This is a genomic window from Dietzia sp. SLG310A2-38A2 (assembly GCF_014145095.1).
GTDB lineage: Bacteria > Actinomycetota > Actinomycetes > Mycobacteriales > Mycobacteriaceae > Dietzia.
The window spans coordinates 6302-20288 of sequence record NZ_JAALDX010000195.1; the positions used below are offsets into that span (position 1 = coordinate 6302).

The window sequence follows — 13987 nt, forward strand, 5'->3', positions numbered from 1 at the left end:
TTCGGCGTCCGAGGATGTAACACAATCGGCGTCGTGATACGACAAGTCAGTATTGTGTCATCGGCTACCGAGCCGGAGGTCACCCTGCGGCCCGGGGCGCCAGTTCCCGTGGGCCGCGTCGCGTACGAGGACAGGAACGGGATATGACGAAACGGCCGGGGACAGATCGAGACGGCATCGAGCGGCATCAGATCGAGGGGCCCGGAATCGAAGGGCCCGGGGGAGTGACGCGTCGGCGTCACCGCGCTGCGCTCCGCGGGACGACCGTGGCCGCGGCGGCCCTCCTCATCGGTTCCGGTGCAGGTGTGGGCGCGGCCGGTGCGCAGAGCCTGGATCCCGGGTCCCTCGTCCCGAGCGTCGCACCGGGGAGCCTGTTCGGGGTTCCGTCGTTGAGCGTCGCCGCCCTGACGCAACTGGGTGCTCCCATCCCGTTGACGTCAGTGCTTGGCTCAGTGGCGGCCGTCGGGTCCGGCGACTTCCCGCGCCCCGGTAGCTCACAGCCTCCCGCAGGTCCCGTCTCCACACGGGACGGCTCCATCACGCAGACGACGGTTCGCCACGTCGGCCCGTTGTTCCCGGGATCTCTGAACCCCGTGGACCGACGGGCTGAGGTCTGGACCGTCACCTCGGCCTCCATGCAGCGCACCGTGCGGGTCGAGGTGTATCGGGCGCCGGACGGTGTGGACGCCCCCAACGTCTACTTCTTGGACGGGGTGGGAAGTGAATCCCCGTCGGGGTGGAGCACGGGGATGGGCTGGGGGGACCCGGCGCTGCGCGACCGTCAGGTCAACGTGATCGCGCCGACCGGTGCTCCGGCGTCCATGTGGTCCGACTGGCAGGCCGACGACCCCGTCCTGGGACCGAACATGTGGGAGACCTTCCTCATCGACGAGCTCCCACCCCTCCTGGAGCAGGGCTTGGCCGGTTCGGCTGCTCCGCTCGCGCACAACGGCAGCTGGGGCGCGATGGGAGTCTCCATGGGCGCCTCGGCGGCGGTCCACCTGGTCAACACCAACCCGGGGATGTTCGACGCGGTCGCGGGGATCAGCGGTGCGTACTCCACGACCGACGAGCTGGGGTACCAGTACGCGCGGTTGACCGTGGCGGCCCGCAACGGCGACGCCACCAAAATGTGGGGCCCACGAGGGTCCCAGGCGTGGCAGGACCACGACACTGTCGCCGACCCGTCCGGGCTCGCCGGGAAGACCGTCTACCTCAGTGCAGCCACGGGCCGGGTGGGCTCGGCGGAGCTCGGGCACTTCGGCAGCAACGAGATGATCCTCGTGGACGGGCACGTCCTCGAGAAGGGGTCCTACGAGAGCACCCGGAACCTCGAATCCGCCCTGGCCGGTGTCGCGGCGGTCGACCTGCGGATGAACTACATGCCTACCGGGATCCACAACTGGCCCGTGTTCGTCACCCAGATGCTGCCGGGCATGGACCACATCCTGTCGGGTCTGGCGCCGGCGGTGCCGAGCCTCCGTGGGGCGTCCGGGGGAGTGGACCCGAGCTCCGCCGGCTCGTCGGGCTCGTCGGGGTCGGCCGGCTCGACCGGTTCCCTCGGCAGCTGAGGTGGATTTGGGGCTCGGGAGCCGGGACCCCTACACTGGAACAGTTGCCCGTGGTATCCGCGTCGAGAGACCGGGTGCGGGTGACGTGGCCGCGTGTGTCGGGTCGGAATCCGGCACACATCAACAAGCCTGGTCAGGAGAACCATGATCCAGCAGGAGTCGCGACTCAAGATCGCCGACAACACGGGTGCCAAGGAGATTCTCTGCATCCGCGTTCTCGGTGGGTCCAAGCGTCGCTACGCAGGCGTGGGCGACATCATCGTCGCCACCGTCAAGGACGCCATCCCCGGTGGCAACGTCAAGAAGGGTGAGGTCGTCAAGGCCGTCATCGTGCGCACCGCCAAGGAGCGCCGTCGCCCGGACGGCTCGTACATCAAGTTCGACGAGAACGCCGCCGTCATCATCAAGAACGACAACGACCCGCGTGGAACCCGCATCTTCGGGCCCGTCGGTCGCGAACTGCGCGACAAGAAGTTCATGCGCATCGTCTCGCTTGCTCCGGAGGTGCTCTGACATGAAGGTCCACAAGGGCGACACGGTGCTCGTCATCGCCGGCAAGGACAAGGGCGCCAAGGGCAAGGTCATCCAGGCCTTCCCCGCGCAGGAGAAGGTCCTCGTCGAGGGCGTGAACCGCATCAAGAAGCACACCGCCAACTCGGCTGCCGAGCGTGGTGCCTCCTCCGGTGGCATCGTCACGCAGGAGGCCCCGATCCACGTGTCCAACGTGATGGTCGTGGACGCCGACGGCGCCCCGTCGCGCGTCGGAATCCGCACCGACGAGAACGGTAAGCGCGTCCGTGTCTCGCGCAAGACCGGGAAGGACCTGTGACCATGACCGAAACCGCACTTCCCACCGGTTACACGCCGCGTCTCAAGGCACGGTACGGCTCCGAGATCAAGCCGGCCATGAACGAGACGTTCGAGTACGCGAACGTCATGCAGATCCCGGGCGTCGTCAAGGTCGTCGTCAACATGGGTGTCGGCGACGCCGCACGTGACGCCAAGCTGATCAACGGCGCCATCACCGACCTGACGCTGATCACCGGCCAGAAGCCGCAGATCCGTCGGGCCCGTAAGTCCATCGCGCAGTTCAAGCTCCGCGAGGGCATGCCGATCGGCGCGCGTGTGACGCTGCGCGGTGACCGCATGTGGGAGTTCCTCGATCGTCTGACGACGATCGCCCTCCCGCGAATCCGCGACTTCCGTGGTCTGTCGGGCAAGCAGTTCGATGGTCACGGCAACTACACCTTCGGGCTCAACGAGCAGACCATGTTCTACGAGATCGACGTGGACAAGGTCGATCGCCCCCGGGGCATGGACATCACGGTCGTCACGACCGCGACGAACGACGAAGAGGGTCGGGCGCTGCTCAAGCACCTCGGCTTCCCCTTCAAGGAGGACTGACCTTCCGGTCAGGGCCGGACCGGCCGTCCGCGCCGGGGCGCCGCATCAGCGGGTCCCCGGCGACGGGCAGACGGCCCAGCCGTCTGGTCGCGACTGACGAGAAGAGCGTCATGCGCGGCGGGTTCCCCTCCAGATCGTCAGACGATCGGCGGGCCCCACACAACAGAACATTCGAACTCTTCGTGATAGGCCCACGACGGACACCGCCGACCCACAGGTCGACCGGAACCGTGCTGCATGGGAACCGTGACGAGAAAGGAACATGGTAAATCCATGTCGATGACCGACCCCATCGCGGACATGTTGACGCGTGTGCGTAACGCCAACTCGGCGTACCACGACACCGTCTCCATGCCGCATTCCAAGATCAAGGGCAACATCGCGGCGATCCTCAAGCAAGAGGGTTACATCACCGACTACGCCGTCGAGGACGCCGAGGTGGGCAAGAAGCTCACCATCGACCTCAAGTACGGCCCGTCGCGCCAGCGCAGCCTGCAGGGCATCAAGCGAGTCTCGAAGCCGGGTCTCCGCGTGTACGCCAAGTCCACCGGCCTGCCCAAGGTCCTCGGCGGACTGGGTATCGCGATCATCTCGACCTCCCAGGGTCTGCTCACGGACCGTCAGGCGAACTACAAGAAGGTGGGCGGGGAAGTCCTCGCCTACGTCTGGTAAGGGGGCGAGAAATGTCACGTATCGGCAAGGCTCCGATCAACGTTCCGTCCGGAGTCGACATCAAGGTCGACGGCCAGACCATCACCGTCAAGGGTCCCAAGGGTGAGCTCACCCAGGATCTTCCCGCACCGATCACGGTGTCGGTCGAGGAGGGCACCATCACGGTGAACCGTCCCGACGACCACCGCGACAACCGATCGCTGCACGGTCTCTCCCGCTCCCTGGTCAACAACATGGTCGTGGGCGTCACCGAGGGTTACGTGCAGAAGATGGAGATCTTCGGCGTGGGTTACCGCGTCGTCGCCAAGGGCCAGGACCTCGAGTTCGCCCTCGGCTACTCGCACCCGGTGCCGATCGCGGCCCCCGACGGCATCACGTTCGCCGTCGAGGGCGCCACGAAGTTCTCGATCTCCGGGATCGACAAGCAGCAGGTGGGCCAGATCGCCGCCAACATCAAGCGGCTGCGGAAGCACGACCCGTACAAGGGCAAGGGCATCCGTTACGAGGGCGAGCAGGTCCGTCGCAAGGTCGGAAAGACGGGTAAGTGACCATGAGCAACACAAAGAAGCGTTCCCCGCTGGGTACCGACGTCTCGACAGCACGTCGTGTCGGCCGTACCCGGCGCCATTTCCGCCTCCGCAAGAAGGTCGCCGGTACCCCCGAGCGTCCGCGGTTGGTCGTCAACCGGTCCTCGCGCCACATCCACGCCCAGATCATCGACGACTCGGTGGGCCGCACGCTGGTCGCCGCGTCGACGATCGAGGCCGATCTGCGCGCGGCCGAGGGCGACAAGAAGGCCCTCAGCGCGAAGGTCGGTCAGCTCCTGGCCGAGCGCGCCAAGGCCGCCGGCATCGACGCCGTAGTGTTCGACCGTGGTGGCAACAAGTACCACGGCCGGATCGCGTCGCTCGCTGACGCCGCCCGCGAGGGTGGGCTGGAGTTCTGATGACCAACACCACAGCACTGACCCTTAACGGAAGGACCGTCTGATGCCGGGACGTCAGCGTCGTGACGGCGGAAGCACCGGGCCCGCCGCGGACAACAAGACCACCACCACCAACGACAACGCCCAGGGCGGCCGCAGCGGCGGCGGCGGGGGCCGTGGCCGTGGCGGAAACGATCGCCGCGGTGGCCGCGATGACGAGAAGTCGCAGTTCATCGAGCGCGTCGTCACCATCAACCGCGTGTCCAAGGTCGTCAAGGGCGGTCGGCGATTCAGCTTCACCGCCCTCGTGATCCTGGGTGACGGCAACGGCATGGTCGGCGTCGGCTACGGCAAGGCCAAGGAGGTGCCGGCGGCGATCCAGAAGGGATCGGAGGAGGCCCGGAAGAACTTCTTCCGCGTCCCGCTCATCGGCTCCACCATCCCGCACCCGATCCAGGGTGAGGCTGCCGCGGGCGTCGTCATGCTCCGTCCGGCATCGCCGGGTACCGGTGTGATCGCGGGCGGCGCTGCGCGTGCCGTGCTCGAGTGCGCCGGCGTGCACGACATCCTGTGCAAGTCGCTGGGTTCGGACAACGCGATCAACGTCGTCCACGCCACCGTGACCGCTCTCAAGGGTCTTCACCGTCCCGAGGAGGTCGCGGCCCGCCGTGGCCTGCCCATCGAGGACGTCGCGCCCGCGGGCATGCTCCGCGCACGTGCCGGACAGGGGGCGTAGATCATGGCCAACCTCAAGATCACCCAGGTCCGCGGCACGGTCGGGACCAAGCAGAACCAGAAGGACTCCCTGCGGACGTTGGGACTCAAGGGCATCCGGAAGACGGTCGTCCGTGAGGACAACGCTCAGACCCGGGGTCTCATCAACGTCGTGAACCACCTCGTCGTGGTCGAAGAGACGGAGTGAGCATGACCATCAAGTTGCATCACCTGCGCCCGGCACCCGGCGCCCACACCGACAAGACCCGCGTGGGTCGCGGTGAGGGCGGCAAGAGGGGCAAGACCGCCGGTCGCGGTACCAAGGGAACCAAGGCACGTAAGAACGTCCCCGCGGCGTTCGAGGGTGGCCAGATGCCGATCCACATGCGTCTTCCGAAGCTCAAGGGCTTCAAGAACCGCAACAAGGTCGTCTTCCAGGTCGTCAACGTGTCCGACATCCAGCGGTTGTTCCCCGAAGGTGGGCAGGTCGGCGTCGCCGAGCTCGTCGCCGTGGGGGCCGTCCGCAAGAACCAGCCGGTCAAGGTGCTGGGCGACGGGGACCTCTCCGTGGCCGTGACCGTGGCCGTCGACAAGGTGTCCGCGTCGGCGAGAGCCAAGATCGAGGCCGCCGGCGGAAGCGTGTCGGAGGCCGGGGCCTGAGTCCCCGACCGTCCCCTCCGGGGGCCGGATGACGGGTGCAGGGGTCGGGTCCGAGAGTCTCGGATCCGGCCCCTGCGCTCATCTTGATACAGTTTTTCTTGTTGTGCGTTCGGGGTGCGGCACCACTGCCGTCGGTCTGACCCTCCCGGCGCATCTGCATTCGACGAAGGCGGCGGCTACGGGCCGTCCATGACCAGGAGGACATGTGCTCTCCGCACTCGCGTCCGCGATCAAGGACACGGATCTGAGGAAGAAGATCTTCTTCACCCTCGGGATCATCATCCTCTACCGCATCGGCGCGCAGATCCCGTCGCCCGGTGTCGACTACCCCAAGCTCCGGGGCCTCCTCGACACCGCGATGACCGGGGACAACGCGCAGTTGTACTCCCTGGTCAACCTGTTCTCCGGCGGCGCACTCCTGCAGTTGTCCGTGTTCGCGATCGGCATCATGCCCTACATCACGGCGAGCATCATCGTGCAGCTGTTGACCGTGGTGATCCCCTACTTCGAGCAGCTCAAGAAGGAGGGGCAGTCCGGCCAGGCCAAGATGACGCAGTACACGCGCTATCTCACCATCGCGCTCGCCGTGCTGCAGTCCGCCGGCATCGTCGCGCTCGCCGACCGGGGACAGTTGCTCGGCAACGGCGAGTCCGTCCTGATGGACGGTGACATCCTGACCCTGGCCACCATCGTGATCGTGATGACCGCCGGTGCCGCCCTCGTCATGTGGTTCGGTGAGCTCATCACCGACCGTGGTGTCGGCAACGGCATGTCGCTGCTGATCTTCGCCGGCATCGCCTCGCGCATCCCGGCCGAGGGCATCAACATCTACCAGAACTCCTCGACGCTGAAGTTCGCCGCGGTGATGTTCGCCGTGGTCCTGATCGTGGTCGCGGTCGTGTTCGTCGAGCAGGGCCAGCGCCGGATCCCGGTGCAGTACGCCAAGCGCATGGTCGGACGTCGCCAGTACGGCGGGACGTCGACCTACCTGCCGCTCAAGGTCAACCAGGCCGGCGTCATCCCCGTGATCTTCGCGTCGTCGATGATGTACGTTCCGATCCTCATCACCCAGTTGATCCAGGGTCCGGAGCCCGCCGCGGACGGCTTCTGGCAGCGCTACGTCATGCAGTACCTGCAGAACCCCTCGAGCTGGGGCTACATCCTGCTGTACTTCGCCCTCATCATCTTCTTCGCGTACTTCTACGTGGCCATCCAGTTCGATCCGATGGAGCAGGCCGAGAACATGAAGAAGTACGGCGGCTTCATCCCGGGAATCCGCCCGGGTCGCCCGACGGCCGAGTACCTCGGATATGTGCTCAACCGGATCCTGTTGTTCGGCTCCCTGTATCTCGGGCTGATCGCGGTCCTGCCCAACGTCTTCCTCGACATGGGTAGCGGGGGTGGAGACATGCAGAACATGCCGTTCGGTGGCACCGCTGTGCTCATCATGGTGTCTGTGGGTCTCGACACCGTGAAGCAGATCGAGGCACAGCTCATGCAGCGCAACTACGAGGGCTTCCTCAAGTAGGCCCTGCGACACCGAGCACATCACACTGTAGAAAGGCTGGTCCTCACCATGCGTCTCGTCCTCCTCGGCCCCCCCGGCGCCGGCAAGGGAACCCAGGCGGCCCTGTTGTCGGAGAAGCTCGGAGTCCCGCACATCTCCACGGGCGACCTGTTCCGGGCCAACATCTCCCAGGGGACGGACCTCGGCAAGGAGGCCAAGTCCTACATCGACGCCGGGAACCTCGTTCCCGCTGACGTCACCAACCGCATGGTCGAGGCGCGTATCGGCGAGCCCGATGCCACCGAGGGGTTCCTCCTCGACGGCTACCCCCGCAGCGTCGAGCAGGCGGATGCGCTCAAAGGGATGCTCGCTGAGGCGGGTCTCTCTCTCGACGCCGTCATCGAGTTCAAGGTCGACGAGGACACCGTGGTCGGGCGGATGCTGGCGCGCGGTCGTGAAGACGACACCGAAGACGTGATCCGTAACCGCATGGCGGTGTACCGCTCCGAGACCGCCCCTCTCCTCGAGTACTACGGCGCCGAGGTCAAGACCGTCGACGCCGTGGGCGAGGTGGACGAGATCAACGCACGAGCGCTCTCCGCGCTGGATCGCTGATCCGTCGTGTTCGGTCGGTCGCGCACGAGCGTCGTGACAGCGCGCACTCCCGGTGAGCTGGACGCGATGGAGTCGGCCGGCCGGATCGTCGGCCGCGCGCTCGTCGCCGCCCGGGAGGCCGCGGTGCCCGGTGCGACCACCGCGGATCTCGACTCCCTGGTCGATCAGCTGATCCGCGACGCCGGTGCGGTCCCGTCCTTCAAGGGGTACGAGGGATTCCCCGGCTCGATCTGCTCGTCGGTCAACGAGGTGGTCGTCCACGGCATCCCGGGTCCTGCCACCGTCCTCCGGGAGGGGGACCTGGTCTCGGTCGACTGCGGCGCGGTACTGGACGGGTGGCACGGTGATTCCGCCTGGACCTTCGGGGTGGGTCAGCTGGACCCCGACGTGGCCCTGTTCAACCAGGCGACGCGGGAGGTCCTCGAGGAGGGGATGCGCGCCATGTCTCCGGGCAACCGACTGACGGACGTGTCGCACGCCCTGGAAACCGCCACCCGTCGCGCGGAGCAGCGGCACGGCGTCACCCTCGGGATAGTCGACGGGTTCGGCGGGCACGGGATCGGGCGTGAGATGCACGAGTGGCCGTTCCTCGCCAACGAGGGCAAGCCCGGAAAGGGGCCTCGGCTCCAGGAGGGGTCCGTCCTGGCCATCGAGCCGATGCTCGTCCTGGGTGGCGAGACCGACACCCGCACCCTGGCCGACGAGTGGACGGTGGTGACGGTGGACGGGTCGCCGGCGTCGCACTGGGAACACACGGTCGCCGTCACCTCCGACGGCCCGCGTGTACTCACCCCGCGGCCCCTGGACTGAGCGCGGTCGCGGGGGACCGGTGCCACGGCCGTCGAGGCCCAGGCTAGGGTGTTCCCACTGTTGACCACCGGCCTGAAAGGTCAGGGCATGCTCGTTCACCCCCACGTGCGCCGAACCACGATCACACCGACGCGCACGGCTATGGCGGCTGTCCTCGCGCTGGTCGTGATCCTGGCCCAGACGGCGGGACCGACCCCGTCCGCCGGAGCACAGTCGCTCATGGAAGGCGGGCAGGGGTCCCTCATGGAGGACCCGCAGCCGGCGCCGTTCTATCACGCGGACCCCGCGGTACTCGCCGACGCGGGTCTCGGCCAGGTGATCAACACCCGGGTCGTCACCATGCCTGCGTTCCTCGGGTACGAGGTGACGGAGATCGCGTACCGATCGACCGACACCCGGGATCGTCCGATCCTCGCGACGGCGACTGTCGTCCGGCCGCCCCACGCCCGCCCGAACGGGCCGGTCCTGAGCTACCAGCACTACCTGAACGCTCTCGGCCAGAGCTGCGCTCCCACGGAGACCCTGGTCAATCCGACGCTCGAGACCGTGCAGGACAATGCGATGGCGTTCCTGCGCGTCCGCCTGGACCAGGGCTGGACGGTGATCATCCCCGATCATCTGGGGCCCAAGGTGGCCTACCCCGGGGGGCAGCTGTCCGGTCGGATCGTGCTGGACGGGATGCGGGCCGTGCGCGACGACCCCCGGTTCGACGCCCGGCACAGTCGGTTCGGCGCCCTGGGGTACTCGGGCGGAGGGATCGCCAGTGCCTGGGTGTCCCTCATGCATGACGACTACGCTCCGGACGTCAACCTGGTGGGGGTCGCTCAGGGCGGGATCCCGACGGATATGACGACGATGGCCCGGATGATCGGCAACTGGCCGCATCCCGCGTTCGGGTTGGCCTTCGCCGCCGCCGTGGGGATGGCACGGGAGTACCCGGAGGACATCCGCCTCGAGGAGAAGCTCACCCCCGAGGGCTGGGCACTGTTCGAACGGATGAAGGGGCGGTGCACGGCCTCTCTGCTGGTGTTCGGCGCGTTCCGGTCCGTGCCCATGGTCCTCCAGGGGGGAGACCTGGTGGCGGAGGAGGGCCTGATGAGGGCGTTCGCGGAGAACAGCGTGCGTCTGTCGCCTGATGTCCCCCGGGTCCCGGTGTTCATGTGGCACTCGCGCACGGATCCGCTGGTGCCCTTCTGGGACGCGGAGGAGACCGCCACGCGCTATTGCCGCGAGGGGACGCCGCTCACGTGGGAGCCGGGCTTGGCCCCGGAGCACCTCATCGGCGCGGTGGAGAAGTTGCCGGCCGCGATGGACTGGCTGCAGCAGCGCTTCGACGGGGTCCCGGCAGGACGCGCCTGCTACGTGTGAGTGCCGATTGGCACTAGAACGACCACTGACGTAGGCTTATACGTCGGTGTGCCCACCAGTGCACCAGAATCCGGTAGACGACATCCGGGGAATCGTGGAGGACCGTAACCAGCATGGCAAAGAAAGACGGAGCCATCGAGGTCGAGGGCCGAGTTGTCGAGCCGTTGCCGAACGCAATGTTCCGCGTCGAGCTCGAGAACGGACACAAGGTCCTCGCGCACATCAGTGGGAAGATGCGGCAGCACTACATCCGCATCCTGCCCGAGGACCGGGTGGTCGTCGAGCTGTCGCCGTACGACCTCACCCGCGGTCGGATCGTCTACCGCTACAAGTAAAGCGCTCAACTCCCCGAACCAGCCGCCTCTGAAGTACCTGGTCGAGGCGGGTTCCACACCCCTGGATGCGGAGGCCAGGGCCCCGGACGGATGCTCATCGTGAGATGACCATGCGGCAGCGGGGACGGTCGGGGAGCAGACCTACCGCACGACGAAAGAGAAACGCCACATGGCACGTCTTGCCGGCGTCGATCTCCCACGTGACAAGCGTATGGAGATCGCGCTCACCTACATTTTCGGCATCGGTCGCACGCGGGCCGTCGAGATCCTCGAGCGGACCGGGGTCAGCCCGGACCTGCGCACCAAGGATCTCACCGACGAGCAGCTGACCGTCCTTCGTGACGACATCGAAGGCAACTACAAGGTCGAGGGTGACCTCCGCCGTGAGGTCCAGGGCGATATTCGCCGGAAGATCGAGATCGGCAGTTACCAGGGCATCCGCCACCGTCGGGGTCTCCCCGTCCGCGGACAGCGCACCAAGACCAACGCCCGCTCCCGCAAGGGCCCGAAGAAGACCGTCGCCGGAAAGAAGAAGTAATGCCCCCCAAGTCACGCGCTGCGGGCCCCAAGAAGACGGGCCGTCGCAGGGAAAAGAAGAACGTCGCTCACGGCCAGGCCCACATCAAGAGCACGTTCAACAACACGATCGTCTCGATCACCGATCCGTCCGGCGCCGTTCTGGCCTGGGCGTCCTCGGGCCACGTCGGCTTCAAGGGTTCGCGCAAGTCGACTCCTTTCGCCGCCCAGCTCGCCGCCGAGAACGCGGCCCGCAAGGCGCAGGAGCACGGCATGAAGAAGGTCGACGTGTTCGTCAAGGGCCCGGGTTCGGGTCGTGAGACCGCTATCCGTTCACTCCAGGCCGCCGGCCTCGAAGTGGGCACGATCTCCGATGTCACCCCCCAGCCCCACAACGGCTGTCGTCCGCCCAAGCGGCGTCGAGTCTGAGCCGGAAGGAACGTAGAGAACCATGGCACGTTACACCGGCCCCGTCACCCGCAAGTCCCGCCGTCTGGGCGTGGACCTCGTCGGTGGGGACACCGCATTCGAACGTCGGCCCTTCCCGCCCGGTCACCACGGCCGCGCGCGGATCAAGGAGTCCGAGTACCGCACCCAGCTGCAGGAGAAGCAGAAGGCCCGCTTCACCTACGGCGTGATGGAGAAGCAGTTCCGTCGCTACTACGCTGAGGCTCACCGCCGGGGCGGTAAGACCGGCGAGAACCTCCTCCAGCTCCTGGAATCGCGTCTGGACAACGTCGTGTACCGCGCGGGCCTCGCGCAGACGCGTCGCCAGGCACGTCAGCTCGTGAACCACGGTCACTTCCGGGTCAACGACCAGAAGGTGACGATCCCGAGCTACCGGGTCTCGCAGTACGACATCATCGACGTCCGTCCCAAGTCCACCAAGATGGACTGGTACGAGATCGCCACCGAGATGCTCGGCGAGCGTCCCGTCCCCGCATGGCTGCAGGTCGTCCCCACGACGCTCCGCATCCTCGTGCACCAGCTTCCCGAGCGCGCGCAGATCGATGTGCCGCTGCAGGAGCAGTTGATCGTCGAGTTCTACTCGAAGTGATCCGTCCTCCCTCGTCGCCGGGCGGGCCGCACATCGCGGCCCTCCCGGCGACGGTGGGTTACTACGGCGTCAAATAGCGGACGCCGAGAATCGAAAGAGGTAGCACATGCTCATCTCCCAGCGGCCCACCCTCACCGAGGAGGTCGTCTCCGAGAACCGCTCGCGGTTCGCGCTCGAGCCCCTCGAGCCCGGTTTCGGCTACACCATCGGGAACTCGCTGCGTCGCACGCTGCTGTCGTCCATCCCGGGCGCGGCCGTGACCAGCATCCGCATCGAGGGTGTCCTGCACGAGTTCACCACCGTGCCGGGCGTCAAGGAGGATGTCACCGACATCATCCTGAACCTCAAGGGCCTGGTCGTCTCGTCCGTCGAGGACGAGCCGGTCACCATGTACCTCAAGAAGCAGGGCCCGGGCGCCGTCACCGCAGGTGACATCGTCCCGCCGTCCGGCGTCGAGGTGCACAACCCGGACCTGCACATCGCCACTCTCAACGAGAAGGGCCGTCTGGAGATCGAGCTGGTCGTCGAGCGCGGTCGTGGCTACGTCCCCGCGGGGCTCAACAAGGACGCGGGACACGAGATCGGCCGCATCCCGGTCGACTCGATCTACTCTCCCGTCCTCAAGGTCACCTACAAGGTCGAGGCCACCCGTGTGCACCAGCGCACGGACTTCGATCGCCTGGTCCTGGACGTCGAGACCAAGAACTCGATGACCGCCCGTGACGCCCTGGCGTCCGCGGGCAAGACGCTGGTCGAGCTCTTCGGCCTGGCGCGGGAGCTCAACGACGAGGCTGAGGGCATCGAGATCGGGCCCAGCCCGGCCGAGGCCGATCACATCGCCGCTTACGGCATGCCGATCGACGACCTGGATCTGTCCGTCCGGTCCTACAACTGCCTCAAGCGTGAGGGAGTCCACACCGTGGGCGAGCTCGTGGCGCGCAGCGAGTCGGACCTGCTCGACATCCGCAACTTCGGTCAGAAGTCGATCGACGAGGTCAAGGTCAAGCTCGTGGAGCTCGGCCTGTCGCTCAAGGATGCGCCCCCCGGGTTCGATCCCGCCTCGGTCGCCGGCTACGACGCCGAGACCGGGACGTGGACCGACGAGGGCGGCGAGGATTACGCCGAGACCGAGCAGCTCTGACGAGCTCTCAGCACACCATTCCTAGGAGAATCTGATGCCCAAGCCCAAGAAGGGCGCCCGCCTCGGCGGATCCCCGGCCCACCAGCGGCTCATCCTGTCGAACCTGGCCACCCAGCTGTTCGAGCACGATGCGATCCGTACCACGGAGACCAAGGCGAAGCTTCTTCGTCCGTACGCGGAGAAGCTCATCACCAAGGCGCGCCGCGGCACGCTGGCCGACCGCCGTGAGGCCGCCAAGCTCGTCCGCAACAAGGACGTCCTGCACAAGCTGTTCGCCGAGATCGGCCCCCGGGTCGCCGACCGCGACGGTGGTTACACCCGGATCGTCAAGCTCGAGAACCGCAAGGGCGACAACGCGCCCATGGCGATGATCGCGCTCGTCACCGAGCCGCTGGCGTCCGCCGAGGCCACGCGCGCCACCCGCGCCGCCGCCTCCAAGAAGTCGGCCGACTCGCCGGCCACGGAGTCCACCGACGACGTGACTGCTGAGGCCGAGGCCAACAGCCCGATCGCCGACCAGGTGGAGGACGCCGACGACGCCGACGTGGACACCGCCGAGGAGACCGCCGACGCGGTCTCCGAGGACACCACCCACGCCACCAGCGAGGACACCGACAAGGCCTGAGTCGCTTCAGGCCCGATCCGTCACGGATCCGGAGTGAGGGGCCCCGCCCACCGCACCACGCGGTGGG

At 67.0% G+C, this 13987-nt stretch carries 20 protein-coding genes; all 20 read left to right on the plus strand.

The genetic code is table 11. From position 1 onward, the window contains the following. Positions 1-635 precede the first annotated feature (635 nt). The 20 genes from G6027_RS07495 to rplQ all read left to right on the plus strand — a co-directional run bounded on the left by G6027_RS07495 (position 636) and on the right by rplQ (position 13920). Positions 636-1571 (plus strand): alpha/beta hydrolase family protein, encoded by a 936-nt coding sequence (locus G6027_RS07495; protein ID WP_241726909.1) that lies wholly within the window; start codon positions 636-638, stop codon positions 1569-1571. A 144-nt stretch (positions 1572-1715) separates the two neighbouring features. Continuing rightward, a complete protein-coding gene (gene rplN / locus G6027_RS07500; protein ID WP_095717592.1) occupies positions 1716-2084 on the plus strand; it encodes a 50S ribosomal protein L14 in 369 nt (122 codons plus the stop codon). A gap of 1 nt (position 2085) precedes the next feature. After that, entirely contained in the window at positions 2086-2400 is a 315-nt protein-coding gene (gene rplX, locus G6027_RS07505; RefSeq protein ID WP_179525919.1) for a 50S ribosomal protein L24, read from the plus strand. Positions 2401-2402: 2 nt separating this feature from the next. Then, complete coding sequence (rplE, locus tag G6027_RS07510) at positions 2403-2975, plus strand: 50S ribosomal protein L5 (RefSeq protein WP_182636630.1); 573 nt, start codon at positions 2403-2405, stop codon at positions 2973-2975. Positions 2976-3248: 273 nt separating this feature from the next. Next, positions 3249-3647: a 30S ribosomal protein S8 gene (gene rpsH, locus G6027_RS07515; protein ID WP_179525917.1), complete on the plus strand. Its 399-nt coding sequence runs from the start codon at positions 3249-3251 to the stop codon at positions 3645-3647. Positions 3648-3658: 11 nt separating this feature from the next. After that, positions 3659-4195: a 50S ribosomal protein L6 gene (gene rplF, locus G6027_RS07520; protein WP_182636631.1), complete on the plus strand. Its 537-nt coding sequence runs from the start codon at positions 3659-3661 to the stop codon at positions 4193-4195. A gap of 2 nt (positions 4196-4197) precedes the next feature. After that, positions 4198-4593, plus strand: a complete 396-nt coding sequence (rplR, locus tag G6027_RS07525) for a 50S ribosomal protein L18 (protein WP_241726911.1) — start codon at positions 4198-4200, stop codon at positions 4591-4593. Positions 4594-4636: 43 nt separating this feature from the next. Next, a complete protein-coding gene (gene rpsE, locus G6027_RS07530; RefSeq protein ID WP_182636632.1) occupies positions 4637-5308 on the plus strand; it encodes a 30S ribosomal protein S5 in 672 nt (223 codons plus the stop codon). Positions 5309-5311: 3 nt separating this feature from the next. Next, on the plus strand, positions 5312-5494 hold the full coding sequence (rpmD, locus tag G6027_RS07535; protein ID WP_017838209.1) for a 50S ribosomal protein L30: 183 nt from the start codon (positions 5312-5314) through the stop codon (positions 5492-5494). Between the two features lie 2 nt (positions 5495-5496). Then, positions 5497-5946, plus strand: a complete 450-nt coding sequence (gene rplO, locus G6027_RS07540; protein WP_182636633.1) for a 50S ribosomal protein L15 — start codon at positions 5497-5499, stop codon at positions 5944-5946. Between the two features lie 205 nt (positions 5947-6151). Next, entirely contained in the window at positions 6152-7474 is a 1323-nt protein-coding gene (gene secY / locus G6027_RS07545; RefSeq protein WP_182636634.1) for a preprotein translocase subunit SecY, read from the plus strand. A 48-nt stretch (positions 7475-7522) separates the two neighbouring features. Then, the gene (locus tag G6027_RS07550; protein ID WP_182636635.1) at positions 7523-8068 is read left to right on the plus strand and encodes an adenylate kinase; all 546 of its coding nucleotides are present in this window, start codon (positions 7523-7525) and stop codon (positions 8066-8068) included. Between the two features lie 6 nt (positions 8069-8074). Continuing rightward, on the plus strand, positions 8075-8878 hold the full coding sequence (gene map, locus G6027_RS07555; RefSeq protein WP_182636636.1) for a type I methionyl aminopeptidase: 804 nt from the start codon (positions 8075-8077) through the stop codon (positions 8876-8878). A gap of 87 nt (positions 8879-8965) precedes the next feature. Continuing rightward, positions 8966-10246 (plus strand): lipase family protein, encoded by a 1281-nt coding sequence (locus tag G6027_RS07560; RefSeq protein ID WP_187702700.1) that lies wholly within the window; start codon positions 8966-8968, stop codon positions 10244-10246. A 113-nt stretch (positions 10247-10359) separates the two neighbouring features. Continuing rightward, on the plus strand, positions 10360-10581 hold the full coding sequence (gene infA, locus G6027_RS07565; protein WP_010541191.1) for a translation initiation factor IF-1: 222 nt from the start codon (positions 10360-10362) through the stop codon (positions 10579-10581). A 169-nt stretch (positions 10582-10750) separates the two neighbouring features. Continuing rightward, the gene (rpsM, locus tag G6027_RS07570; RefSeq protein ID WP_182636637.1) at positions 10751-11119 is read left to right on the plus strand and encodes a 30S ribosomal protein S13; all 369 of its coding nucleotides are present in this window, start codon (positions 10751-10753) and stop codon (positions 11117-11119) included. Further along, positions 11119-11526, plus strand: coding sequence for a 30S ribosomal protein S11 (rpsK, locus tag G6027_RS07575; protein WP_017838216.1), 408 nt, complete (start codon positions 11119-11121; stop codon positions 11524-11526). Before rpsM ends, rpsK begins: the two co-directional genes overlap by 1 nt. Before the next feature lie 22 nt (positions 11527-11548). Next, on the plus strand, positions 11549-12154 hold the full coding sequence (gene rpsD / locus G6027_RS07580; RefSeq protein ID WP_182636638.1) for a 30S ribosomal protein S4: 606 nt from the start codon (positions 11549-11551) through the stop codon (positions 12152-12154). Between the two features lie 106 nt (positions 12155-12260). Next, a complete protein-coding gene (locus G6027_RS07585; protein WP_182636639.1) occupies positions 12261-13295 on the plus strand; it encodes a DNA-directed RNA polymerase subunit alpha in 1035 nt (344 codons plus the stop codon). 34 nt (positions 13296-13329) lie between these two features. Then, positions 13330-13920, plus strand: coding sequence for a 50S ribosomal protein L17 (gene rplQ, locus G6027_RS07590; protein ID WP_182636640.1), 591 nt, complete (start codon positions 13330-13332; stop codon positions 13918-13920). The last annotated feature ends 67 nt before the right edge of the window (positions 13921-13987 follow it).